The following is a 25,545-nucleotide window of genomic DNA, read 5'->3' on the forward strand; positions in this document are numbered from 1 at the left end:
ATTGCTTGTATCTCCTGGAGATATGCCAGTTGCAAACGCCTGCTTGGAGAGAACGCCGCGCGCCGGTTCGATCAGGCTTATTATCCAGCGTGCAGTCGCGGCAGGCCTCGTGTCAGGTGTAGGCGTTTGATCCTACGATTTTGGCGGTGCGATCCTTTCGTCGGGCACCGTCAAACCAAATGCACCTGCTGGTAATCGGGTGAGGGTGGGCTAGGGGGGGGGGAGCATGCCTCGCCCGCGCAAGCCAGCCAGCCCGTTCCGCTACTTCAACTCGTCGCCTGAGGTGATCCGGCTGGTGGTGCTGATGTACGTGCGGTTTCCGCTTAGCCTGCGTAATGTCGAAGACCTGCTGTTCGAGCGCGGGATCGACATTTGCCACGAGACAGTGCGTCTGTGGTGGAACAGGTTCGGCCCGCTTTTCGCGGGCGACATCCGCCGCCAGCGGGTAAGCCGGATGCGCGGGTTCCGACACTGGCGCTGGCACCTGGACGAGATGTACGTGAAGCTGAACGGCGAGATGGTCTACTTGTGGCGAGCGGTGGATCACGAAGGCGAGGTGCTGGAAAGCTATGTCACCAGAACCCGCGACAAGGCGGCCGCACTCGCGTTCATGAAGAAGGCGCTGAAGCGGTCCTGTCAAACCAATGTACCGAAGCCCCTGAAGCCGAGTATGGCTGGCGTTTTCGAGCGACTAAGCTATAAAGACCCCGCTGTCAGTGTCGCGAGTTTCCTTGGTATTTTCCGAGATGGGCCGTCGTTTGCCTGCTGAGAAGCAGCCAAACGGGGTAGAAACTCACCCTCGTTCGGCGATGTGCAGTTGCTTTGACAGCATCGCGAGCGGCCTTGATCTTTCGGAAGGAACCGCGCTTTTAGAAGCGGATGACGTGGAATCGACTCTGGGCTCTGGCGACGATGCTTTTCCTCGCGTCACCTGCCGTCGCCAACCCGGCGCAGGACCGGGCTGCGATTTTAGCCGTGGTGGCGCATATGGAGCAAGCCTGGAACCGCGGAGATTTCCGCGGTTACATGGCGGGGTTCAGCAATCCCGACGTCGTCTTCGTCTCCGGCGGCAAGTTCCAAACCGGCTGGCAGGGAACGCTCGACCATTATGTGCGCGATTATGGCGCCTCGCCTCAGACGCGGGGCAGCCTGCACTTCTACGACATGAAAGTCGAGTTGCTCGCCGAAGATTCTGCCATGCTGGTGGGCCGCTATCATCTAGAACGCCCCGTGCGGGCAGCCGAGGGCGTGAATACGCGGCTGTTCCGAAAGATCGCGGGCCGTTGGGTCATCACGCTCAATCACGTTTCCGCCCACGACGTGCCCAGTCGGTCGGCTGCTCCGGTCAGGGCGCCGTCTGCGTCAGCGCCAGCAGGTCGCCAAGGTCAGCGTTCCGACTGAGGGTCAGGTGTGGATAACTTGTTCATGTTCGTCGGCGGTTTGGGCGAGCAGGCGAAAGCGGGCATTCTCCATCTGGCGAACTGCAGACCCGGGAGAGTCTGCAGTGCAGCGACTAGCAAGCGACCGACGCCTGCTCCAATTTGGTCAGTGAGGAGGCGTTTCGAACCGCCGCTTGGAGCCGACCCGCTTATCCAACGCTCGCCCTGACGTGCGCAGCCGTTCCCTTTACGAGGGCGTCGAACACGATCCGCATACGATGTGCTGACCGGAGGTCTTCGTGCATGAGGATCTAAACAGGCAGATGGGCGGTGAGCGTCGTGCGCAGCACCGGAACGAGCGCCGGATCACAGTGGGCGATCGGATCCTGCACCACGCCGATGCCGAAGCCTGGGCGAAGCGCAGTTATTTGCGCGAGCTGATCGTAAGTGCGCAACGTAAAGGCCGCGCCAAAATGGTGACCGCGGCGGAGGGGTTCTCCGCCCGGTCCGCCGACCGTCGCATCGTGATGGGAGGCTGAGAGTCTGCTATCGACTACGACGACCAAAGAGCCGCCGGGACCCCGTCAAACTATCGTACCGGCGCACTCCGGAGCCGTGTAGGCCCGGCAGTTTCGAGCACCTATGCTATACCGGCTCCGCTGCCAGTGCTGCGAACTTGCTTGATGTTTCCCAAATTCGGTTGCCGTTGGCCTGCTGAGCAGCAGACAAACGGGGCACAAACTCACCGTCAATCGGACGTGTGCAGTTGCTTTGGCAGCACCTCTTGCGCTGTTCCCGAGAGGGCGTGTGCATTAGAGATCATGGATCGCTGTCGAACACCGGGATCGCACAAGTTCAATGGTAACGATACCGTGATTACGGAAACTCGTTTAATTTCAAACTCATCATCACGCCGCCTTAGCGTGGCATTGCAACGGGGCTGCAGTTTGAAGCTCACCGTTGAATTGGTTCTACGGTGGTATGTTGCCGCTTTGCGACGATCAGCTCCCCTTTTGATTAACTGGAGGAAGAGAGACAATCTTCTTGCTATCGCCATCAGTATTATTAATATTGTTAGCGGTAGCATCGCCGAGATGGTGCACCAAGTTGCATGGCCGGTCTCGTCGTTTCGAGATGCGGCAGAGGGGAGAGGTTCATTGATCATCGTTAAAGCGGTACTCGGAAGGCGTCGCTGCGCGCGTGCCGGTATGTCGTTGATGGCGGGGCTCGCCACCAGCATCAGCGTCCAAGCATGGGCGCAGGCCGAAATGCAGAGCATCTCGCCAAACACGTCGCAGGCGTCGGCACCCGCAAACGAGCAGAGCCAGCCTGGGGCGGGCGCGACAGATGATATCGATATTGTAGTCACTGGTCGCCGCGCCGCACTGGAAGCAGCGACCGAGCGGAAGCGCCGCAGCGAGACGATCGTCGACTCCGTCGTCGCCGACGATGCCGGAAAGCTCCCTGACAATTCGATCACGGAGGTCCTGCAGCGCGTTTCGGGCGTTTCGATCGTTCGCTTCGCCGCGCTTGGAGATCCCGATCACTTTTCGGTGCAGGGGTCGGGCGTTCAGGTTCGCGGACTCACCGGTGTCGCGTCACGCCTGAACGGCCGCGAGATCTTCAGTGCAAATAATGGCCGCGCGATTCTCTGGAGCGACGTGACGCCCGAGTTGATGGCGGCCGTCGACGTCTACAAGGCGTCCACCGCGGACTTGATTGAGGGCGGCACCGGTGGCCAGATCGACCTGCGCACGAAGATGCCGTTTGATTTCAACGGCAAGTTCCACGTCGCGGGCACCGGAGAGCTGAGCCTGGGGGATATGGCGAACAAGGCGGATCCGATGGGGTCGGTCCTGGTAACGGACTCCTTCGACACGCCAATCGGCCGTATCGGTCTCCTGGCGGACGTCGCATACAGCCAGTTCAGCTCGTTGTCGCAGTTCATCCGGACCGAGCCCTACTTCAAGACCAACATCGGTGGAACCGATCGATACATCCCGGGCGGCTTCACTTATGGCGACGAAGCGTTCCGGTATCGCCGAAACGGCATCTACGGCGCGGCGCAATGGGCTCCTTCGGACTCGCTGACCTTCACGGCCAGCTTCTTCCAGTCCCGGTATAAGAGTCAGTCGAGCGATTATGGTGCGCAGGTATCGTCGCAGACGCTGGCGGTGGATCCCGCGACCAGCAGCTTCGACGACAACGGCTTGCTACTCAAGACCACGTCGCTGTTCAATCGCGATACCGGCACGTTCCAGCCCGGTGGTCAAGTGACGAGCAGCGGCAACAAGGGTTTCGTGGAGAGCGACACGCGCACACGCGATTACTCGCTATCGTTCGCCTGGGCGCCTGCGGACGGCCCGCTGTCGATCAAAGGCGCAATCCAGCGGGTCGACTCACGCCAGATCTACGATCGTATCGATATCTTTCGCGAGGTTAGCTTCGGCCCGGCCTTCGGTATGGATCTGACCGGTGATCTGCCGCAGATTAGCGTTAATCCCGCCACGCAAGCGTCCTTCGCCGACCCGGCCAATTACTTCTGGTCGGCGTCAATGCCACACAACGAGCGCAACCGCGGGCGCCTCGACACGGCGCAGCTCGACGCAGAATACAAATTCGACGCCAGCTTCTTCCGTTCGGTGAAGGTCGGAGGCCGCTATGCCAAGCGCACGGAACGCGATCTTCAGAACGGCTACAACTGGACGGCGCTGGGCCGTGGCTGGAACGGCGATCCGCAACTGACCTATGCCAATGCCGCGCCGGGCGATGTCGGCCAGCACGTATTCAAGGATTTCTTCCGGGGTGAGGCCACGTTGCCGGGCAATTTGATGTTCGCGAGCCAAAGCCTGGCCGACCGGTTTAATGAGGATCGAACCGGCCTAGTAGCACCGCCCCCCGCCGGCTTCTGCCCGGTTGGTACCGAGTCCAACTGCTCGGCGTCCGGGCCCTTGCCACGTAGCGGCTATGGCGGGCTCTCCGGTATTCGGCAGCCGGGCTTCATCCTCCCCGGCGATCAGGTCGACAATCGAACCGAGAACACCGCTGGCTACGCGCTGGTTCGTTTCGGTGCGGAGGGATCCGAGAAGGGGATATCGGGGAACGTCGGCGTACGCGTCGTGCACATCGCGAACGAGGGCAGCGGGTTCATTCAGCAGAATGGCAACACGTTCATCCTCGATGGTCAAACAGTGACGCTGGGATCGCAGTTCATCGGCCGTGGCGGCAAGGCCGACTTCACGCGCGTGCTGCCGTCGATCAATCTGGTATTCGCGCCATCCGATAGGATCAAGGTGCGGGCGGGTTACAATATCACGCTGGACCTGCCGAGCTTCAACGCACTGCGATCCTCTGGGTCGGTGGGTGTCGCCACCACGGCCAATCCGGTCGCGGGGCAGCCAGGCGTCTTCACGAACTTTACGGCGGAAACGGGCAATCCGTTGCTCCGGCCCACCATCTCTAACAATATTGACCTATCGCTTGAATATTACGGCGAGCGCGGTACGACGTTCCACATCGCGCCATTCTACAAGCGCCTTTCTGATCTCCCGATCTTTTCGCTGACGACCCGGCAGGTGCCGGTGGTGTTCGCGGATGGCCGGACTGACACCGTCAGCGCCGCGGCATCTGATTACATCAATTCTCCAAAGGCCGCGACGATCAAGGGCGTCGAGGTGGGCGGTCGCTTCTTCCTCGACATGTTTCAGGGGCCGATCAGCGGCCTCGGCGTGGAAGCCAATTACACCTTCATCGACAGCAAGAATCCCGGTGACGTGTACCGGGACATCAACGGCGTCATTCGCTCCGACGCGCCGCTGGTCGGCCTGTCGAAACACAATGCCAATGCCGCGCTGTTGTACGAACGCAATCCGTTCTCCCTGCGCATCGCCTATTCGTGGCGTTCGCGGTACCTGCAGTCGACCAACAGCAACGGCACCAACCCGACCTATAACTATTTTGCGGCAGCGGGGACCGCGACGCCGATCCAGATTGCATTGCCCATCTACAGCGCCTCCTATGGCACACTTGACGCGGGGATCCGCTTCAAGGTGACAGAGAATTTCTCGTTCGGCGTCCAGGGTACGAACCTGACCGGGGCGACCGCGCGAACGCTGATGGGGGGCTATCCGGGTGGCGAACTGGTCGGTCGAAGCTGGTTCCAGAGCGACCGGCGCATCAGTACGGGGATCAATCTGTCATTCTGACGAACAAAGGCTATCGCCGCTGCGATCGTGAGTTCGGTCGCGGCGGCAGCGTGCTCACGGGAGCTTGAGGGCGCGAATGAAGAAGCAGATCCTCATTGTGGGCGGTGGCACGGCGGGATGGCTGACCGCCGGCTATCTCGCCAAGCGATTGAGCGCCGACCTGCCCGGCGGGGTAGCGATCACACTGGTGGAATCGCACGACATCGGTGTTCTCGGGGTGGGAGAGGGGACTTTCCCGACGATCCGCCGGACGCTGGCCACGATCGGTATCGACGAAGCCGATCTTGTCCGTCGCTGCGGCGCGACCTTCAAGCAAGGCGCCAAGTTCGTGAACTGGCGTAACGTACCGGGTCAAGGCGTGACCGATCATTACTCGCATCCTTTCCAGGTCGCGGATGCCAGCGGCGGCTTCGAACTTTTGCCTTACTGGTTGCTGGGTGTCGGTGGTGCCGAGAATTGGGACGAAATATCCAATCCGCAGAAGAAAGCCGCCGACGCCTGGCGCGGACCCAAGCTGCCAAGTCACGACGATTACGTCGCTCCACTTAATTACGCCTTCCACTTCGACGCCATCGCGCTCGCCGGGCTGCTGCGCGAACAGGGCATCGCCAACGGCGTCGAACATCTGATCGATACCGTCACGGAGGTCCGCCTTGATGAGGCCGGGGCGATCGCCAGCGTCCTGACAGAGCGGACCGGCGCATTGCACGCGGACCTTTACATCGACTGTACAGGATTCAGGGCCGAACTGATCGGCAAGGCGATGAATATCCCATTTCGATCGTGCCGGGAGGTGCTGTTCTCCGACCGTGCGGTCGCCGCGCAGCTCCCCTATCCGGGAGAGCGGGACCCGATCGCATCTTATACCATTTCCACGGCGCAAAAAGCCGGCTGGACATGGGACATCGGTCTGGATCGCCGACGCGGCATCGGCCATGTTTATTCCTCAGACCACATGGGCGACGAGGAGGCCGAGCGCGTGTTGCGCGACCATCTCGGCCCAGCGGGTGCCGGCGCCGAAGTTCGTCGGTTCAGGTTCGACGCGGGGTACCGCGAAACCAACTGGCACAAGAACTGCGTCGCGGTCGGTTTGTCGAGCGGCTTCTTTGAACCGCTGGAGGCTACCGGCATCGCCTTCGCCGAAGTGTCGGCCGGAATGATCGCCAACCTCTTTCCGTGGGGTGGCGACTACGAGACCTCCGCGCGTCAGTTCAACAGCAATCTGCGCCGTCGCTACGAACGCGCGCTGGATTTCATCAAGCTGCATTATTGCATTTCGGAACGCCGCGACACGGATTTCTGGCGCGACAACGTCGCAGCGTCGTCGATCCCGGACACACTTCACGAAATGCTTGATCGCTGGCGTTATCGTTGGCCCAACGAACTCGACATCGATGCGCAGGTCGACATTTTCACGGAGCCAAGCTGGCAGTACGTGTTGTACGGCATGGGCTGGAAGACGGATCTCAGCGCCAAGGCAGGAGCGCTTCGCTACCACGAGGATGCGCGCCGTGCGTTCGCGGAGGTACGGCGCCAGGCGGATTATGCGATCGCGAACCTGCCATCGAACCGCGATCTGATCGAATATGCACGCACGCATCGGTTTGGACAGAAACGGGGCATGGCATGAGCGCGAGCTTACCTCCGCCGATCCGAGAGGTCGTCATTGTTGGTGGAGGGACCGCGGGGTGGATGGCTGCGGCCGCGCTGTCTCGCCTGATTGCGGCCGGGGTATCGATCACGCTGGTGGAGTCCGAGGACATCGGCACCGTCGGGGTCGGAGAGGCTACCATTCCGTCGCTGCATGACTTCAACCGACTGCTCGGCATCGATGAAGACGAATTCATGCGTGCAACGGGTGCGACGTTCAAGCTTGGCATCGAATTCGTTGACTGGGGGCGGATCGGTGATCGTTACATGCACCCGTTCGGCACGCATGGACGCGATGTCGACGGAGTGAAGTTCCATCAACTATGGCTCCGGCAATCGCGCATGGCCGGGACGACCGCCGGCGTCGGGCGACTGGCCGATTACAGCCTGTCCGCCGTGGCGGCGCATGCCGGCCGCTTTACCCGGCCGACGGGCAATCCGGCTGCAGTGCTCTCGTCGCTTGGCTACGCCTTTCATTTCGATGCCGGACTCTATGGACGATATCTTCGGCAGATCGCAGAAAGAGCGGGTGTCATCCGGATGGAGGGTCGGATCACCAATGTCGACCGCTCGTCCGAAACCGGTCACATCGCCGCGGTGCGATTGAACGACGGGCGTCGGGTCGGCGGCGAGTTGTTCGTAGATTGCAGCGGCTTCCGCTCGCTACTACTCGGAGACGCGTTGGGCGTCGGCTTCGAGAGTTGGCAACATTGGCTGCCGTGCGACCGCGCGCTGGCGATCCCGAGCGCCCATGAGGGTGCTATGATGCCGTACACGCGGGCGACGGCCGATAGTGCGGGCTGGCGGTGGCGCATTCCGCTTCAGCACCGCATCGGCAACGGGCACGTCTACGCGAGCGCGTTCTGCGACGAGGGACGCGCACACGACGAGCTGCTGCGAGGGCTGGACGGCGTGGCGCTTGCCGATGTGCGCGAACTCCGGTTCGTCGCTGGCGTCCGGCAGCGGCTGTGGGATGGCAATTGCGTCGCCCTTGGGCTGGCCGGCGGATTTTTGGAACCCCTGGAATCGACGAGCATCCATCTTGTGCAGTCCGGCATCGCCCGGCTGCTGAGCCTTTTTCCGGACACCAGCTTCGCGAACGCCGAACGCGACGAGTACAATCGGCTGCTGCGTCTCGAGTATGAGCAGATCCGCGACTTCATCATCCTGCATTACAAGGCTACGACGCGGGACGACTCCCCGTTCTGGAATCACTGCCGCGCGATGGTCGTTCCTGCCACTTTGTCCCGAAAGCTCGCGTTGTGGCGGAGCAAGGCTCGAGTAATCCGGGATCAGGGTGGTCTGTTCACCGAGGACAGCTGGATCGCGGTACTCGCCGGACAGGAGGCGCACCCCGTGTCCTACGATCCCCTGGTCGACACCCTGCCGCTCGACGAAAGCATGCGCTTCTTGCAGCATCTTCGCGACATGATTGCCAAGACGGCTGCCGCCATGCCGCGACATGAGGATTTCATAGCGCGGCATTGCCGCGCCGGACAGGCGGAAGCCGCGTGATCAGGCAGCTTGCGTTAGTGGTTGCGAGCGCGCTGGCCTTGATGTCGAGCGGTTCGACCGGAACGTCGAGCTCCAATCCCGCGGTTGCGCCTTATGTGTGGCGTAACGTGACGGTGGGGGGGGGAGGGTACGCTCCCAATATCGTTTTCAGCCAGGCCGAGCGCGGGCTAGCCTATCTCCGCACCGACATGGGCGGGGCGTATAGATGGGATGCGCGGAGCAGGCGGTGGATCCCGTTGCAGGACGATCAGGCGGTCTCCAGCTACATGGGGATCGAGAGTATCGCGCCGGACCCGGTTGATGCGAATATCGTCTATCTCGCGGCGGGAATGAACGCCGACCAGCCGGCGGCAATCCTGCGATCCGCGGATCGGGGGAATACGTGGCGTGTCACGCCGGTGCCGTTCGGCATGGGCGGCAACGAAGCCGGCCGCGGGCTCGGCGAGCGTCTGGCGATCGATCCCAACGACACACGCCGATTGTTCTTCGGCTCTCGCCACGACGGCTTGTGGCGGAGCGACGACGCCGGGGCGACCTGGAGCAAGGTGGCGCGTTTTCCGGTCATCGGGCTGGGTCGACCTGCGCCGCGGACCAGCCACGGCGGCGTGTCCTTCGTGGTGTTCGATCCCAACAGCGGGAAGCCCGGTGCCGGATCGCAGCGGATCTGGGCTGGTGTTGCCGATCCGGGCGCAGCACCGCTGTTTCGCTCTGACGACGGTGGCGCGACGTGGGTCAGGGCGCCAGCTCCGCGCCTGTTCGCAGCCAAGGGTGTGACCGACAGACGTGGCGTATTATGGGTCGGCTTTGCTAGCGGGATCGGGCCATCTGACGCGAACACCGGGGCAGTGTGGCGCTATGGTCCGGATGGCCGAGGCCGGGATGTGACGCCCGCAGCGTGGCGAGAAAGCGCCGAAGGCGGTTTCCTAGGTGTGGCGGCCGCCGCTTCCGCCCCGGGAACAGTCGCGGTGACGACGATCGATCGATACAAGGCGGGTGACACGCTCTGGCTTTCCCGTGACGACGGGACGAATTGGGAAGATGTCGGCACGCGCAGCCAGCGCGACGTATCGGCGACGCCGTTTCTGTTGCATGAGGGCAGGGGCGCCGACTTCGGGCACTGGATTTCCGGGCTCGCAATCGATCCCTTCGATGAGCGGCACCTTGCATACACTACCGGCGCGACGGTCTACGCTACAAACAACATGCGGCCGGCGGGCCGCGTCGATTGGACACCGTGGACGATCGGTATCGAGCAGACCGCCGTCATCACGCTGATCTCGCCAAGCGCTGGTGCGCCCATCGTGTCCGGCTTCGGCGACCTGTCCGGTTTCGTGCACCGCAATCTGGACCGCTCGCCGGCGCCCAGCTTTATCGACCCTTACCTCTCGAACACGAACACGCTCGATTATGCCGGCCGCGTACCGTCTGTCATCGTCCGCAGCGGTAGCCTCTATGCCGATCGCCCACGGACCGCGACATTGGGGCGATCAGACGATGGGGGCCGGACGTGGCGCCCGTTGCGCGTTCCGCCGCTGGGGAATCCTCCGACACGCGACGATCTGACCGGGGCAGCAGCGATCACCGTGTCCGCCGATGGATCCGCAATGATCGTGGCGACGCTTATCCCGCACGTCACGCGCGATGGCGGCCGAACTTGGTATCCGATCCGTGGCTTGCCAGGACGGACGCGAGCGGTGGGGGACAAGGTTGACCCCGCGCTTTTCTATGCGGTCGATATCGAGAGCAACAGGTTGCTGATGTCGCGCGACGCCGGCAGCAGCTTTGCGGCCATACCGGCTAGCGGATTGCCGGAGACGTTGAAGCCCGCCGGTCGGCAGGGGCGGGAAGCACAAAGCGCTCTGACGGCCGCGCCGGATCGTTCCGGCGAATTGTGGCTCCAGGCGGGCCAGCAGCTTTTCCACAGCATTGATGGGGGACTGCACTTCGTCTTGGCGAGTGGCTCGCTGGACGTCGAACTATATGGGTTAGGCAAGGACTCGGTGTTTGCGATCGGAACGCTCGGCGGGCTACGGGCAATTTGGCGATCGTCGGATATGGGCCGATCGTGGAAGCGCATCGACGATGATCAGCATCGCTGGGGAGGGCGATACCGGGTGATCTCCGGCGATCCACGCCGGCCGGGGCGCGTCTATGTCGGGACTGACGGGCGTGGGCTCTTCTATGGCGATCCCGTGCCCGCCACGCGGTGACCTCACCGCACCGCTAACTCGAGCAGCGGCACCGTCAAACCAAACGTACCTGCTGTTAATCGGGTGAGGGTGGGGTAGGGCGGGAGCATGCCCCGCCCTCGCAAGCCAGCCAGTCCGTTTCGCTACTTCAACTCGTCGCCTGAGGTGATCCGGCTGGTGGTGCTGATGTACGTTCGGTTTCCGCTTAGCCTGCGGAACGTGGAAGACCTGCTGTTCGAGCGCGGTATCGACATCTGCCACGAGACGGTCAGGCTGTGGTGGAACAGGTTTGGACCGCTGTTCGCCGGAGACATCCGCCGGCAGCGGGTAAGCCGGATGCGCGGCTTTCGTCATTGGCGCTGGCACCTGGACGAGATGTACGTGAAGCTGAATGGCGAGATGGTCTACCTCTGGCGAGCCGTCGATCACGAGGGCGAGGTGCTGGAAAGCTACGTCACCCGCACCCGCGACAAGGCTGCGGCGCTTGCCTTCATGAAGAAGGCGCTGAAGCGCCACGGCTCACCCGATGCGATCACCACCGATGGTCTGCGCAGCTATCGTGCTGCAATGAACGAACTGGGCAACGCCGAGAAGCAGGAGGTGGGGCGCTGGGCGAACAACAGGGTCGAGAACTCGCACCTACCTTTGCGACGAAGAGAACGAGCGATGCTGCGGTTCAGGCAGATGAAGACGCTGCAAAAGTTCGCCTCCGTGCACGCCAACGTCCACAATCACTTCAGCCTGGAACGCCACCTCATCGATCGACAGACCTATCGGGAACGACGCTCCGCCGCACTGGCGGAGTGGCAGGCGCTCGTCAGCTGAACGTCGCCGTCAAAGACCAAGGTGCATCGTGTGGAGACGGGTTCGCATTAGACTGACAGCACCCTGGTGAGCGTTCTTGCGGCCTTATGAGATCGACACGGAGAGCAGACGCTCAGGAGGTCGGTCGTTGGGCCAACAACCGTGTCGATAACAACGATCTATCGTTCCTACGACGGGAGCGTGCCATGCTGCGGTTCAGGCGGATGAAGACGTTACAGAAGTTCGCTTCCGTTGCTAGGCCTTCATGGCACGAATGAGTGCGGAAGGCGGTAATGCGACCATGCTGCACACGCCGGACGAGGGTCTGCGCGGCAACAGCCACAGATGATGCAGGATCGCAACAATCTGCAGATCGCAGACCTGATGATCAAGTGGCTCATAAGCAAAGCCCTTCGACCTGCTCCGCGTCGGAGGTGACCGCGATCCAAGACGCGCTGGCTCGGCACGCGACCGCAACGTAAGCGTCAGGCAGCCCCAACCGAGCCTCGAAAATACAGCAGCCAGTCGACGGCGCCGGAAACGGCGCGTCTGGGTCAGAGGTGCAATTGCAGCCGTGTGATCACCTGCCCGGTTCCTACTCCGCCGATCACGGTCAAGCGGCGGCGGCCCGGGTGTCGATGACGATATTGGCGACTTGGGAGAAATCAGCGATGACGTGGTCGGGTTCGACCGGACCAGCAGCCAGGCTCCAGCGCGGCTGGAACCCGCCCGGGAAGTAGATCGTCTCCAGTCCCGCGGCACTGGCCGGCTCGATGTCGCGGTTCATCTGATCGCCGACCATGAAGGTACGCCCATCGGCGTGGGTGAGCGCGAGCATCCGCCTGTAGAGGGCGGCACTCTTCCTCCCCTCCAGGACGCGCTCGAAGAAATGGAGGATGCCGTGCGACGTGGCGGTAGCCTCGACGCGTCCCCTGGATGCCTCGCTAATGATGAGCAGGCGAACGCCGTCCCGCCGCATCGCCTCGAGCCCATCCCTGACGCCTTGACGCAGGGTCGGCGTCACCTCCAGCGAGGCCCTGAAGCGGGAGGCGATGGCGTCGGCATCGTCCGGCGAGATCCGATACTCGTGCCGCCCCCGCATCGCGGCGCGCGCGGCGGCGTTCGGCGCGACGCCCGCGAGCGCCTTCTCCAATCCCCTCACCAGCAGGACCGGTGGATAGCGGAGCCCGTCCTGATGCTGTTCCGCGATCGCCTGGTCGACGGCCCGCACGAAAGCGAGTGGATCCCCGTCCTGATCAGGGGTGCCAAGCTGGCGCCGGACATCGGCCAGCATCCCGATCTGTGCCGCCGCGAACACGCCGTCGGTGTCCCACAGCGTGTTGTCGGCATCGATGAAGACTGTAACTGGGTCCGGCGCCGGCATGATTACTCCTGACTCCGAGCCTAGTGTCGATTCAGGGGCTTTGCCAGTCACTTGCCATTCTGCGCGCCAGCCGGGACGACGCTGATCCGAACAGGTCCGCCATTCTTGTCGAGCAACACGCTGACGGGCTTCGGCTCAGGCTTCGTCGGCGGGACCAGGAGGACCGTCGCGGTGTAAAGGAGCGCGAACAGGACCAGGAAGCGCAGCGCCCAGGACAGCATGCTCTGTGCCGGCTGCAGGTAGCGGAGCTTGTCGGCCGTCTTGGCGGCGACCAAATATGCCTCGCCCACGTAGTTCCGCAGATACTCGAGCTTGAGGTCGCGGAACGTGGCGGTGCCAGCCTTGTCATCGACGAAGCTCTCCGCCCAGGCGGTCGGGGAGACGCCCACGATCCCACCGTAGAAGAGGAACGATACCGCCGTGCCCTGCTGGTTCGGCCTAGGACTGATCGGATACTTGAAGCGCGTGCGGGTCGCATGGAACGTGGTCAGCGCGCCGCCCAGCGCCGAAAGCACGAAGAGGAGGAAGGCGAGGTATGTCGCGACGGCCCAGAGGTGATGATGGTCGGCGGCAACATCGAGCGTGTCCACCGGATACCCCGCACTGAAGGCCGTGAACATGAAGCCGGCGAGAGCGCTCACGAACGAGGTGACCGTCAGCAGGCGGGACGCCTTGCCATCCTGATACTCCGTCTGGGCCTTGACCTCCGCAAGCGATGCCTTGGCCAGTTCGAGCGCCTCATCGATCGAGCAATCCTTCGCGCCCTTAAGGCCGTCCCAGCGGACCATCGCCTTCGACAGGTCGGGCATGATCGTATCCGCGCTCGCCGCGTCAGCAGCCGCGCCGTCAAGCTTGGGGAAGAAGTCGAGGCCTATGTTGGAGACGGATCTCGCAAGCGCGCCGAAGATCCCCAGAGTCCGCTTGTTCATCGCCGCACTTTCCCGAAAGTCCGACGGCGACAAGACCACCGGACGGCGAGGATGTCGAGCCGCAGGCGACCGAACCGACCGCGGCGGGTAAGGCGCTCCTCGACGTGCGGCGGCGTAGGCTCGCGCCGACACGTGGTGGCGCCGCGTGAGGTCTTTCATTCCAGCACCGGCGAATCAGATCGGCTTCGCACTTATCGCACAACTCGTCGTAACCTCGGGGCAGATAACTGTGTCCTCCTTGAGCTCGCGTGAGGCCATGATCGTTCTGCCGGAATGATGCGAAAATGGGTAGACCTTACGCGGCTTTCCGTTGACCGGGTCCGATACGCGCTGTAGCTACGGGAACCGGGGCATGCAAAAGGTAGTTCAGGGATGGAAAAGGGCCGCGTCGCACACGGCGTGCACACACAGTTTCGCCGCGCGACAGTGGTCATCCGGCATGGATGACTCCGCCGTCCTCGCGCCGTGCGCAAGCCGCAAGTTCATCCAGCCGGCCCCCATCGCGACCGCAGTTGCGCTGCCCAAGGCGGCGCAGGCGGCAGTCGAAACTGCATGGACTAAGGTAGTCGCCAGCCTGCCGGCGTGCAGGCGAGCGTCCGAACTCTACGGCGGACGCGGGTTCGGTCTTGCGCGCGAGGCCGCGTCCCGGGCTTCGGCAGAACTCTACGTCATCTCGGCCGGCTTGGGGCTGGTCCACTCCGAGCGCGCGATCCCGTCATACGGCGTGACCGTCTCCGACCGTGGCGATCAGGCCATAGCGCGCAGGGTCGTCGGGCGGTTCGATCCGGCGTCCTGGTGGGCGGCGGTGTCGCGCGGCGCCCATTCGGAGAGCCTTGCGTCGGTCGCGCATCGGCATCGTGGCCTCCTCCTGATGGCGCTGACGACGCCATACGCCGCGATGATCGGTAGCGAACTCGCGGCACTGCCAGCGGAGGCGCAGTCGCGCATGCGGCTGTTCGGCCACGGGCTCGCGGCAGTCCTACCCGAGCCGCTCGCGGGAAGCGTGATGCCATACGACGCGCGCCTGGACGCCGCCGTGCCGGGCACCCGCACGGACTTCGCGCAGCGGGCCCTGCGGCACTTCTGCCAGCACGTGCCGCTCGACGGTTCGCTCGACGCGGAGGGTAGCGCGCAGGAGGTGGGAAAGTTGCTCGCCAGCTACCAGGCACCCACCGCGCCGGTCCGCCCGCGAAGGTCGGACGAGGAGATGGTCTCACTCATCGCCGGGCACCTGCACCACACCACGGGCATCGGCCGCATACTGCGACTGGTCCGCGATTCAGACGGCCTCGCCTGCGAGCAGGCCAGGTTCAGTCGCCTCTACGGGCTGGCGGCCGCGCAAAGGACACAGGCATGACCAAGAAACGCAGGCAGCCGGCCGATGAGACGATCGCCGTAAGGGCTGTCCGAACGCGGCAAGGTGGCGTCGACCTTTTCGCGTTCTTCGCGCCGGGCGCCGAACTCCTCAAGTTCGCGGAGATCAGTCGTGTCAGTCGGAACGAGAGCGCCGGCCTGTCGGGCTTCCAGCGCAAGGAGATCAAGGGGCACGTCCGCTCGATCGTGGAATTCCTCGACAGAGGGGACGTGCTGTTCCCCAACGCAATCATCCTGGCGATGTCGCCGGCCGCGCGCTTCACCGAAGCGCGGGGCACGAAGCCCGAGGGCGACCTCGGCGCGTCGCAGGGCGGCACCCTTCGGATCCCCCTGCCGACCGACGGCAGCAAGGCGGCATGGATCGTCGACGGTCAGCAGCGCTCGCTCGCGCTGGCAGGCGCGCGGGATCAGCGCTTGCCCGTGCCGGTCATCGCCTTCGTCTCCGACGACATCGCTGTCCACCGCGAGCAGTTCATCCTGGTCAACAAGGCGCGGCCACTGCCATCGCGGCTGATCGACGAACTCCTGCCGGAAGTCGGGAGCGTCCTCCCGCGGGACCTAGCGCCGCGCAAGATCCCAAGCGAGTTGGTGAACTCGCTGCACGTGATCCACGATTCCCCCTTCCACGGACTGATCAAGCGTCTGTCCGACGATCGGAACGGGGCGGTCGTCAACGACGCAGCCGTTCTAACGATGATCAAGAACAGCATCGGGAGTCCGCTCGGCGCACTCGCGCCCTACAAGGCCACCGCCTCGGGCGGAGCGGACACGGCGGCGATGTATGCCGTCCTCGTCGCCTTTTGGAGCGCGGTGAGGGAGGTGTTCCCGGACGCATGGGGGCGGCCTCCGACCGAGAGCCGCCTGATGCACTCGGCGGGCATCGTCGCGATGGGCTACCTCATGGACCGCATCATGTCGCGGTGCTCGCGTCATGACGCCCGCCAGTTCGCCGTCGACGCACTCACCCCGATCGCGCCTCACTGCCGGTGGACCTCGGGCCGCTGGAACGACATCGGCCGCGAATGGAACGACATCCAGTATGCCGGCCGGGACGTGCGGATGCTGTCGGACCAGCTTGCTCGGCTCGACCACCTCAACAGCTTCGGGAAGAAGGCGGCGTGAAGTTTCTCTTCGCCGACAGCCTCGACTTCGTCGACCCGAACTACGACTTCCTCGCCGACCGCCACGGCGCGAAGCGCGTCGCCCTGCACGGCGACGAGTTCCCCCACGAGTTCCTCGACGAGGTGCCCTACGACGGAATGCTCGTCTCCCGCGGCATCGTCGGGGATGGGCCGGTGGCGGGCAAATACACGGATGCGCAGATCATGCGCTTCCGCCGCGAGGGCGCGCGGTCCTTCCTGCGCTTCGAGGAGGCGCGGTTCCCCGACACCATGATGATGGGCGACTGCGGGGCGTTCACCTACCGCGCGATGGCGGTCCCACCCTACGGCGGGGAGGACACGGCCGAGTTCTACGCTGACGGGCGCTTCACCCACGGTTGCTCGCCCGACCACATCATCTTCGACTTCGACGCCCCGATCAGCGCCCGGACGATCGAGGAGGTCCCCGAGGACGTGCGCGACCGCTATGAAGTGACGTTGCAGAACGCCGCCGAGTTCAAGGCGGCGGCCAAGGCGATCGGCCCGGGCTTCACGCCGATGGGCGTCATCCAGGGCTGGTCGGCTGCCAGCATGGCGGACGCTGCGGCCGACCTTGTGAAGATGGGCTACGACTACCTCGCGCTGGGTGGCACGGTGCCGCTTAAGATCCATCAACTCCGCCAGGCGCTGGCGGCGATCCGGTCGTCCATCCCCAGCGACACCCGGCTTCACGTGCTCGGGTTCGGGAAGATCGAGTGCCTCGCCGACCTCGAGCACTTCGGCGTGACGAGCTTCGACACGACGTCGCCGCTTGTGCGGGCCTTCAAGGACGCCAAGAAGAACTACTGGATGCGGGATGCCGCGGGCGACCTCTCCTACTACACCGCCATCCGCATTCCCCAAGCCACCGAGAACAACAAGCTCAAGGCCAAGGCGCGGGAGGGGAGCGTCAACCAGGAGGAGATCCGGGTGCTCGAAAGCGCAGCCCTCGTCGCCGTCCGCGAAATGGCGGGCAGGACCGGCGGCATCGACGACGCGCTCGACGCCGTCATGGAATACTGGGCGATCCTCAACTGGGACGAGGAGGCGAGCCCCTCCCGCCGCGCGGCCGCGGCCACCCGCCAGCGGGCTGTATACGCCCGCACCCTCGGCGAACGCCCCTGGGAGGACTGCACCTGCCGGGTCTGCCGCGAGGGCGGCGTGGAGGCGCTGATCTTCAGGAACTCAAACCGAAACAAGAGGCGGGGAATGCACAACCTCCACGTGTTCCATCGCCATCTCCAGAAATTCAGGACAACCGAGGCATGACGGAAAAACTCGAGTTCGATGTAATCGTGCCCAGGCAGAACGCGGCGGTGCCAGTCTTCACGTTCGCGGCCAAGGCGTCCGACGTGCGGCGGATCGCGCGGATAGAACGCGCGGGCCGCGACGCGGGCGGCGTGCTGAGCGGCTTCCAGCGTCCCCAGATCGCCGCCCACATCCGGGAAATCCGCGATTATCTCGAGAAGCCCACGGCGATCCTGCCCAACCCGATCGTGGTCGCGTTCACCGGCCGCGCGTCCCTCAGGCCCGTCGGCGGCGCGGGAAGCGGGATCCAGCGGCTCACGATCGACCTCTCCGACGGCGCGCCCGGGCTGATCGTCGATGGCCAGCAGCGCTTCACGGCACTCAACGAGATCGCCGACCGCGACTTCGAGCTTCTGGTATCGGGCTTCATCTGCGACGGCGCCGAGGAACTGCAGCGGCAGTTCATCCTGATCAACAACACCCGGCCGCTCCCCAAGGCACTCGTCTACGAACTGCTGCCGCAGGTCTCCGACCTTCCGCTGCGGATGTCGAACCGAAGCCAGGCCGCACTCCTGACCGAGGCGCTGAACTACCGCGCGGACTCGTCGCTCCGCGGCCTCATCCGTCAGCAGACCAATCCGAAGGGCATCATCCGCGACACCGTCCTCCAGCGCCTCATCATGGCCTCGCTGACGGACGGTGCCCTACGCCTCCACGCCGGGGACGACCGGACGCTGATGGAGAACGGGAGCCGCCTGATCAGCGAGTATTTCCACGCGGTCCAGACCGTCTTCGAGAAGGAGTGGAAGGGGCGGACCCCGAAGGACTCCCGCCTGCTGCACGGCGCGGGGATCATCGCGATGGGATACGTCATGGAGGCGCTCCACGTCATGACGGGGGCCACCGAGCGCGAAGAGTTCGCGGACGGGCTGCGCCTGCTTCGCGGCAAGACCGCATGGACCGAGGGCGAGTGGACCTTCGGCGGCGAGCGCAGGCGATGGAACGGCCTGCAGAACGTCCCGTCGGACATCCGCCAGCTGTCGCTGCACCTCGTGCAGGTGCTCAAGCGCGGGCTCGCCGAACGCGAACAGGCGGCCTGACGATGGCCTATTCGGTCAAGGAGATCTTCTACACGCTGCAGGGCGAGGGCCGCAACGCGGGGAGGGCGGCCGTCTTCTGCCGCTTCGCTGGCTGCAACCTATGGTCGGGGCGCGAGGCGGACCGGCAGACCGCCGCATGCGCGTTCTGCGATACTGACTTCGTCGGTACGGATGGGGACGGCGGCGGCCGCTTCGCGAACGCAGCCGCGCTCGCCGCGGCGATCGGCGCGACATGGGAGGCGACGACGTGGCAGGGCCGCAGGCTCGTCGTTATGACGGGAGGTGAGCCGCTGCTCCAGGTCGATGCCGCCCTCGTCGAGGCGCTGCACGCCGACGGGTTCGAAGTGGCTGTCGAGACCAACGGCACCATCGCGCCGCCGGCGGGAGTGGACTGGCTGTGCGTCAGCCCAAAGGGCACGGCGAAGATGGCGGTAACCTCCGGCGACGAGTTGAAGCTCGTCTTCCCCCAGCGTGACGCGCGACCCGCCGACTTCGACCACCTGGACTTCCGGCACAGGCTTCTCCAGCCGATGGACGGACCGGACGTGGAGCAGAACACCGCCGCCACCGTCGCGTTCTGCATGGCCAACCCGGACTGGCGGCTGTCACTCCAGACCCACAAGCAGTTGGGGATCCGCTGATGTTCGAGCTCAGCAAGGACTTCAGGTTCGACGCGGCGCACACGCTGAAGCGCTCGATCGACGCCGATTCCAGCCGACGCATCCACGGCCACTCGTATCGTGCCCAGGTCGTCGTCCGCGGCATCCCGGACCCTGCGACGGGCATGATCATGGACCTGGGAGCGCTTGACGCCGCCATGGCCTCGGCACGGGACGGTCTCGACCACCGCTTCCTCGACGAGGTTGTTGACCTCGGCCCAGCCACGATGGAGAACCTCGCGCTGTGGGTTTGGCGCACGCTGGAGCCGCACTGCAAGGGTCTCGCTCGCGTGGTCATCTACCGGGACGCGAGCGGGGAATCCTGCGCCTATTTCGGAGAGCCGGCATGACCGAGACCGCGATGGTGCTGTTCTCCGGCGGACAGGATTCGGCGACCTGCCTCGCTTGGGCCCTCGACCGCTTCGACAGCGTGGAGACGATCGGCTTCGACTACGGCCAGAGGCACGCGGTCGAGCTGGAGGTGCGCAAGACCGCGCTGGCGGCGCTGCGCCGCGACTTCCCCACTTGGGCCATACGGCTCGGGGAGGACCACCTGATCGACCTTTCGGTCCTCGGACAGATCAGCGAGACGGCACTGACGCGCGGAGGCGAGATCGCCATGCAGGCCAACGGCCTGTCGAACACCTTCGTGCCGGGCCGCAACCTAATGTTCCTGACGTTCGCGGCGGCGCTCGCCTACCGTCGATCCGCCAAGCACCTCGTCACCGGCGTGTGCGAGACGGACTATTCGGGCTACCCCGACTGTCGCGACGACACGATCAAGGCTCTGCAGGTCGCGTTGAACCTCGGCATGGAAAGCCGTTTCGTCATCCACACGCCGCTGATGTGGATCGACAAGGCCGCCACCTGGGCGACGGCCAAGGATCTGGGCGGCGATGCGCTGGTCGACATCGTCAGGCGGGATACACACACGTGCTACATCGGCGACCGCAGCGTCCTTCACAGTTGGGGATACGGCTGCGGCAACTGTCTGGCGTGCAACCTGCGTCGCGAGGGCTATTGCCAGTTCGCCGACGCGGATGGCATCGATGTGTTCCCGTAGGAAGGATCGGCGGAAACGTGTGACTTCGCCCGCTTTTCCTTCACGGACGGTGGACGCCCGACGCGGCGCGATCTAGCATCCTGCGAAACGGGGAATTGGCAGGCAGCGGATGAAGACTACCCTGGTAGCGGAGGAAATCGCGCGAGGTCCCAACCTTGGGTTTGAGCCCGCGGCGCCGTTCGCGGCGAATTGCAGGACGTCCGTGCTGTGCCACGGCGTCCGCCCGGCATGATCGAGTTCATCGGGCCAAAAGACGCTTGGGTCGAATCGACATCCGGCGAGCGCCTGCTCTTCATGCTGCTCCGGCATCACCGGGAGTATGCGTTTCTCGTGAAGACGCTATCTGGCAGCGGTCTGCGCCTGGGCGGCCGCTTCTCCGACATGAGCAACTTCTTCGTCGGAGCTTCCGTGCTCCACCTCATGCAGCGGATGGTCAAGCTCGCCAAGGACGTGATTGCCGAACAGGATGGTCGGCTGGATCAGGTCCGGGTGCTCAGGGCGCGCATGTTCGACGTGCTCATCACACCGCTTGAGTATGGCGGCGACATGGGGGCTCTCGTGCAGGAAGTCTTGGCGAGCGCCGAGCAGTCCACCAAGGAGCTGAAGCCGGGTCTTCGCGACCGGGTGGCAAAGCATGGCCCTCCCGACTGCTACTCCTGCGGTCGTACGTTCGGTGTGACGCCACCCGGGGAGACCGACCCGCTGGCCCGCACCGCAGATCACGTCTGGCCCCGAGCGCTTGGCGGTGACTCAAGGTTCGATAACCTGCTGCCCGCTTGCAAGGATTGTAACAACGCCAAGGAGCATATCGCCGCGTGGCAGATGGCGTGGCTGCAGCCAGCGGTTTTTACAGAGTCCCATGGCAACGGGGGACTAAAGGGGCTCCGGCGGGAAAATCGGATGGCTCTCCACATGCGGGCCGCCATGGCGTATGCGAACCAGAATGGCTCGACGCTGCGAGATGCCTACCTGGCAATCGGGCCTCGTATCGATCCCGCTCGGCTTGACGACGACCAGGGCTACGACTTCTTCAACCTTCGCGTGCACGACGAGGCACGCACCAACGTTTTCTGGACACCTGCCTGATGGACTTCCCATACGATGCTTTCGTCTTCCATCAGCGCCCTGACGGCGGCGGTCCGCAACTCGCCGTGTTCATCGCTCCGGCCGGAGAAGTCTCCACTTGGTCGACGGTGGACCCCCTCGGTCCGGACAATCCGATGGCTCCTCAGCGCGAGCCCGCGCCAGCCAGGATCGCCAGCATCGCCCGGTTCTTCCAAGGCGACATGCGCAACACCATTCCGACCGCGATCGTCATCGGCCTAAGGGAGCACTTTCAGCTCGACTTGCAGGCCGGCGGAACCGCGCGCCTAACGATCTCCAACGGCGCGGCGGACGACCTCAAGCCCGCGCTCGTGATCGACGGGCAGCATCGCTTGCGCGGGATGGCGGCGGCGGACCAGGCAATGTCGGTGCCAATCGTGGCCGTGCTCGGCGCTGACGATCTGGAGATGGCGTTTCAGTTCCTGGTGATCAACAACAAGTCGGCGCGTGTGCCGCGAGATCACATCCGAGCCCTTGCCCTCAACTACGGCGAAGATGAATTGCGCGAGCGGCTGAAGTCCGCGCGCCTCACGCTCGACCCAAACCTAGCGTCGGTCGGTGTGCTCGACGAGGCAGCTGAGAGTCCGTTCGCGGGCATGATCGCCTGGCTGAACAATCCCGCCGAGGATCGCGTCATCGTCCCGGCTTCCATCGAAGCGATGGCGGCAGAGGCGAAGTCGATGGGCTTCTCCGAGTTCGAGGATCCAGATACGCTCAATGCCTACCTGATGGCTGTCTGGAGCGAAGTTAAGTCCCAATGGCCTCAGCTGTTCACCGCTGGGAACAAGCTACTGGGTAAAGTCGGGCTCACTTGCATGACGCATTACATCACCAGGACGATCAAGACCTGGGGCCGCAATCCACACCTGCGTGAGACCGTGAACGTGGGTGATCCCGACAAGGTTCGCGCGAACACCCGTGATATCCTCGCCTCGCTCACACCCTCATTCTTTCAAGCAGAGTGGAAGAGCACAAGTTACGACACCCGTGCAGGGCGCCAGTTCGTTCTCGACGATCTCGAGACGATGTCATCAAACATATTGAACGGCGAACCGTGGTTCGAGGACTTGAACGTCGTCGACCGCGCCGCCGCGACCGCCGCTGACGCGGGCTCCGTCGTCGCCGCCGCCATCGTCGGGTTCGAGGACCAGGCCGGGGAATAGAAGGACGTCCGCGCTGCCAAGTTAATCCCCGAGCCGGTCTTCCCGGCGCGGGAACAACAGCGATGCCCCGACAGATCAGGGTCGAGCAGGAGCGCCGAAGGGACAAATTGCTGAAATAACGAACATCTTGAGGCGTTACCGTCTTTCCGCACGTGGACGTGGCTGCTGACCCGTTATAGCATTGCAGCTCAACGGGGGGATGCAGTTCACTGATGTCATCAGTAGCACCGACGATCGAGTCGTTCCCGGACGTGGTGACGGCCGCGCTAGAGAGAACGGGGCCGAACGCGAGGCAGCGCGAGGCCATCGCGGCGACGCGCGACCAGCCGTTGTTCGTCGTCGCCGGCCCTGGAACCGGCAAGACCACGACGCTGGTCCTCCGCGCGCTCTCCTTCACCTTCGTCGACGGAATATCCCCGGAGGACATCCTCATCACGACCTTCACGAAGAAGGCCGGGAGGGAGATCCGTTCGCGGCTGATCGAGTGGGGCACCGACATACGGGAGCATCTGCTCGGCATCGCCCAGGCCGCCGGTGACACCGCCTATGCCGAATTCCTCTCCATCGTCGACGTGAACCGATACGTCGCGGGAACCCTAGACAGCATCTGCGAGGAGGCCGTGCGCGACATGCGCGGTCCGAACGAGGCACCACCGGTCGTCCTCGACGAATCGGCGGCCAGGGCGCTTCTCGCCAGGCGCGGCGAGATCAGCCGCGAACTCACCTCGGTCGGCGACGGACTGAGGGCCTATCTCGGCCGCTACGCGTTCAGCGGGGACCCGGTCCGGACGGTGGGCGAAGCCACCGCCGTCGCCAGAACCGTGGTGGACAGGCTCATCCAGGACCGCGTCGATCTGCAGGCCTTCGCCGGAGCGCACCCGGACCAAGCCTCGCGCGCGGCGATCCTGCGCGTCAAGGAACGCTACGAGCAGCACCTCGCCACGACCAACCAGCTCGACTTCGCGCTTCTCGAGCAGTCGTTCCTGCGCAAGCTGGAGGCGGGACTGCTACCCCGCAGCATGGTCGAGCTGAAGGCCCTGCTCGTCGACGAATACCAGGATACCAACCCGCTCCAGGAGGCCATCTACTTCGAACTGGTCCGGTGCACCGGGGCGACGCTCACCGTCGTCGGTGACGACGACCAGTCGCTCTACCGGTTCCGCGGCGCGACGATCGAGCTGTTCCGCGACTTCCAGACGCGGTGCGTCGAGGCCCTCGGCTGCGCGGCGCCGACCCTCGTCCTCCTCGAGGAGAACTACAGGTCCTCGGACCAGATCGTCTCGTTCTTCAACGACTTCGTCCAGAACGACGGCGACTTCGCCGGCGCACGGGTCGTGCTTCCCCCACCGCATGTCAGGCAGGTCGTCCCGACCACCGGGGCCGCCGCGATCGGCGTGCTGGGCATGTTCAGGGACGACGCCGACACGTTAGCGGCCGATCTCGCCGATTTCCTCAATCGGCTCTTCCGCCAAGGTGGCCGAATCCCACGCCCGAACGAGGACACGCTCGAGGAGCCCATCCTGCCAGCGACGGACGGCGGCGACCTCGGGGACGCGGTCTTCCTTTCGCACAGCGTGGCCGAGCGCACCCGCGGCTTCATGGGCAACCCGGGCCGCGATCGTCTGCCCCGGCTCCTGCGCAACGCACTGGAGCAGCGCTCGATCGGCGTCTTCAACCCGAGAGGCAGGGCACTGCGTGACATCGAGATCGTCCAGCAGTTCCTAGGTCTGGCGCTCGAGAGTCTGGACCCCGGTCCGATCGGCGGCGGCGGCCCGATCCAGGACGACATGGCGATCACGAACGACGCCAAGCGGTTCCTCAACCAGTGGCGGGCCTCGGTGCAGGACCTGATGAGCGCAAATCCGGTGAACTCGCGGGGCATCCACCTGATGGACCGCGTCTTGCGCTGGCAGAGCTTCGCGGCGGGCGCGCCGGAGCGGGAGAGCGAATGGCCGCTCCTCGACATCATCTACAGCTACCTGCCCTGGTTCCCTCCGTTCCAAGACGATCCTGAGGCACAGGTCTACCTCGAGGCGATCACCCGCGCCATCGCGAACGCCTCCACCTTCTCTGGCTACAAGGCCGCCATCCAGCGCGAGGACCCTCACCGGGTCCGGTCGATCCAATCCGCCTATCGCGACGTCTTCGGGCCGATCGCGGATGACCTCGTCGCGGTGGATGAGGAGATCATGCCTAGCGTGCCGCGCGACCGGCTCAACATCATGACGATCCATCAGGCGAAGGGGCTCGAGTTCCCGCTGGTAATCGTCGACATTTCCTCTGACTTCAAGACGAACAACGCGCAGCAGCGGTTCAAGCGGTTCCCCGAGGATCCGTCCTCGGTGGCGCTCATGGAGGACGACTTCGCCTCGGTCACCCCGGTGGGGCCCGCCCGCCTCGCGCGTGACGGGATGCAGCGTACCTTCGAGGACCTCATCCGCCTCTACTACGTTGCCTACAGCCGGCCACAGACCCTGCTGCTCCTAGTCGGTTGCCAACAGGGCCTGCAATACAAGACCAAGGTGCCGAACGTCGCGAAGTTTTGGCGGCGTGACCGGTCTTGGCCATGGATCAGCGACCCCAACCTACGGCGCGCACCCGTCGATGCCAACCAGCTCCCCTTCATCAGGATCTGACCAG

At 64.3% G+C, this 25,545-nt stretch carries 19 protein-coding genes and 2 pseudogenes; 19 read left to right on the forward strand and 2 right to left on the reverse strand.

The annotated features are described in order from the left end of the window. Window positions 1-226: 226 nt before the first annotated feature. The 9 genes and pseudogenes from SPHPHY_RS19205 to SPHPHY_RS22775 form a co-directional block, all read left to right on the forward strand. Window positions 227-631: pseudogene (locus SPHPHY_RS19205) on the forward strand (IS6 family transposase); the annotation flags it as partial. A gap of 248 nt (window positions 632-879) precedes the next feature. Beyond that, window positions 880-1,401: a nuclear transport factor 2 family protein gene (locus SPHPHY_RS19210; protein WP_022685430.1), complete on the forward strand. Its 522-nt coding sequence runs from the start codon at window positions 880-882 to the stop codon at window positions 1,399-1,401. 277 nt (window positions 1,402-1,678) lie between these two features. Next, a complete protein-coding gene (locus tag SPHPHY_RS0104100; protein WP_156024997.1) occupies window positions 1,679-1,918 on the forward strand; it encodes a hypothetical protein in 240 nt (79 codons plus the stop codon). Window positions 1,919-2,326: 408 nt separating this feature from the next. Further along, window positions 2,327-5,584, forward strand: coding sequence for a TonB-dependent receptor (locus SPHPHY_RS0104105; protein ID WP_196802110.1), 3,258 nt, complete (start codon window positions 2,327-2,329; stop codon window positions 5,582-5,584). A gap of 76 nt (window positions 5,585-5,660) precedes the next feature. Continuing rightward, window positions 5,661-7,214 (forward strand): tryptophan halogenase family protein, encoded by a 1,554-nt coding sequence (locus tag SPHPHY_RS0104110; RefSeq protein WP_022685433.1) that lies wholly within the window; start codon window positions 5,661-5,663, stop codon window positions 7,212-7,214. Next, window positions 7,211-8,749: a tryptophan halogenase family protein gene (locus SPHPHY_RS0104115; RefSeq protein ID WP_022685434.1), complete on the forward strand. Its 1,539-nt coding sequence runs from the start codon at window positions 7,211-7,213 to the stop codon at window positions 8,747-8,749. Before SPHPHY_RS0104110 ends, SPHPHY_RS0104115 begins: the two co-directional genes overlap by 4 nt. Before the next feature lie 236 nt (window positions 8,750-8,985). Beyond that, the gene (locus SPHPHY_RS0104120) at window positions 8,986-10,959 is read left to right on the forward strand and encodes a hypothetical protein (protein WP_231370348.1); all 1,974 of its coding nucleotides are present in this window, start codon (window positions 8,986-8,988) and stop codon (window positions 10,957-10,959) included. 87 nt (window positions 10,960-11,046) lie between these two features. Further along, window positions 11,047-11,763, forward strand: a complete 717-nt coding sequence (locus tag SPHPHY_RS0104125) for an IS6 family transposase (RefSeq protein ID WP_022685436.1) — start codon at window positions 11,047-11,049, stop codon at window positions 11,761-11,763. Between the two features lie 113 nt (window positions 11,764-11,876). Further along, window positions 11,877-11,996: pseudogene (locus SPHPHY_RS22775) on the forward strand (IS6 family transposase); the annotation flags it as partial. Window positions 11,997-12,355: 359 nt separating this feature from the next. Here the strand turns inward: SPHPHY_RS22775 and SPHPHY_RS0104130 are convergent. Both SPHPHY_RS0104130 and SPHPHY_RS0104135 read right to left on the reverse strand, forming a co-directional pair. Next, window positions 12,356-13,126 carry an HAD family hydrolase gene (locus SPHPHY_RS0104130; protein WP_022685437.1) on the reverse strand — a complete coding sequence of 257 codons (771 nt, stop codon included), beginning with the start codon at window positions 13,124-13,126 and terminating at the stop codon, window positions 12,356-12,358. Window positions 13,127-13,173: 47 nt separating this feature from the next. Next, window positions 13,174-14,088 carry a hypothetical protein gene (locus SPHPHY_RS0104135; protein ID WP_156024999.1) on the reverse strand — a complete coding sequence of 305 codons (915 nt, stop codon included), beginning with the start codon at window positions 14,086-14,088 and terminating at the stop codon, window positions 13,174-13,176. Window positions 14,089-14,494: 406 nt separating this feature from the next. On the opposite strand from SPHPHY_RS0104135, the gene SPHPHY_RS0104140 reads away from it, so the two are divergent. From SPHPHY_RS0104140 to SPHPHY_RS0104185, 10 genes are all read left to right on the forward strand, one after another. Next, window positions 14,495-15,412 carry a hypothetical protein gene (locus SPHPHY_RS0104140; protein WP_022685439.1) on the forward strand — a complete coding sequence of 306 codons (918 nt, stop codon included), beginning with the start codon at window positions 14,495-14,497 and terminating at the stop codon, window positions 15,410-15,412. After that, window positions 15,409-16,551 (forward strand): DGQHR domain-containing protein DpdB, encoded by a 1,143-nt coding sequence (dbpB, locus tag SPHPHY_RS0104145; RefSeq protein ID WP_022685440.1) that lies wholly within the window; start codon window positions 15,409-15,411, stop codon window positions 16,549-16,551. The genes SPHPHY_RS0104140 and dbpB (SPHPHY_RS0104145) overlap by 4 nt, the downstream gene beginning before the upstream one ends. After that, window positions 16,548-17,837, forward strand: coding sequence for a tRNA-guanine transglycosylase DpdA (gene dpdA / locus SPHPHY_RS0104150; RefSeq protein WP_022685441.1), 1,290 nt, complete (start codon window positions 16,548-16,550; stop codon window positions 17,835-17,837). Before dbpB (SPHPHY_RS0104145) ends, dpdA begins: the two co-directional genes overlap by 4 nt. After that, window positions 17,834-18,916, forward strand: coding sequence for a DGQHR domain-containing protein DpdB (gene dbpB / locus SPHPHY_RS0104155; RefSeq protein WP_022685442.1), 1,083 nt, complete (start codon window positions 17,834-17,836; stop codon window positions 18,914-18,916). The genes dpdA and dbpB (SPHPHY_RS0104155) overlap by 4 nt, the downstream gene beginning before the upstream one ends. A 2-nt stretch (window positions 18,917-18,918) precedes the next feature. Beyond that, the gene (gene queE, locus SPHPHY_RS0104160; RefSeq protein ID WP_022685443.1) at window positions 18,919-19,557 is read left to right on the forward strand and encodes a 7-carboxy-7-deazaguanine synthase; all 639 of its coding nucleotides are present in this window, start codon (window positions 18,919-18,921) and stop codon (window positions 19,555-19,557) included. After that, entirely contained in the window at window positions 19,557-19,925 is a 369-nt protein-coding gene (locus SPHPHY_RS0104165) for a 6-pyruvoyl trahydropterin synthase family protein (protein ID WP_022685444.1), read from the forward strand. Before queE ends, SPHPHY_RS0104165 begins: the two co-directional genes overlap by 1 nt. Next, window positions 19,922-20,638 carry a 7-cyano-7-deazaguanine synthase QueC gene (gene queC / locus SPHPHY_RS0104170; protein ID WP_022685445.1) on the forward strand — a complete coding sequence of 239 codons (717 nt, stop codon included), beginning with the start codon at window positions 19,922-19,924 and terminating at the stop codon, window positions 20,636-20,638. Before SPHPHY_RS0104165 ends, queC begins: the two co-directional genes overlap by 4 nt. A 228-nt stretch (window positions 20,639-20,866) precedes the next feature. Then, window positions 20,867-21,724 carry an HNH endonuclease gene (locus SPHPHY_RS19215; protein ID WP_022685446.1) on the forward strand — a complete coding sequence of 286 codons (858 nt, stop codon included), beginning with the start codon at window positions 20,867-20,869 and terminating at the stop codon, window positions 21,722-21,724. Beyond that, window positions 21,724-22,905 (forward strand): DGQHR domain-containing protein, encoded by a 1,182-nt coding sequence (locus SPHPHY_RS0104180; RefSeq protein WP_022685447.1) that lies wholly within the window; start codon window positions 21,724-21,726, stop codon window positions 22,903-22,905. The genes SPHPHY_RS19215 and SPHPHY_RS0104180 overlap by 1 nt, the downstream gene beginning before the upstream one ends. Before the next feature lie 212 nt (window positions 22,906-23,117). Beyond that, window positions 23,118-25,541, forward strand: a complete 2,424-nt coding sequence (locus SPHPHY_RS0104185) for a UvrD-helicase domain-containing protein (protein ID WP_022685448.1) — start codon at window positions 23,118-23,120, stop codon at window positions 25,539-25,541. The last annotated feature ends 4 nt before the right edge of the window (window positions 25,542-25,545 follow it).

Source organism: Sphingomonas phyllosphaerae 5.2 (genome assembly GCF_000419605.1).
In the GTDB taxonomy this organism is placed as follows: domain Bacteria; phylum Pseudomonadota; class Alphaproteobacteria; order Sphingomonadales; family Sphingomonadaceae; genus Sphingomonas; species Sphingomonas phyllosphaerae_B.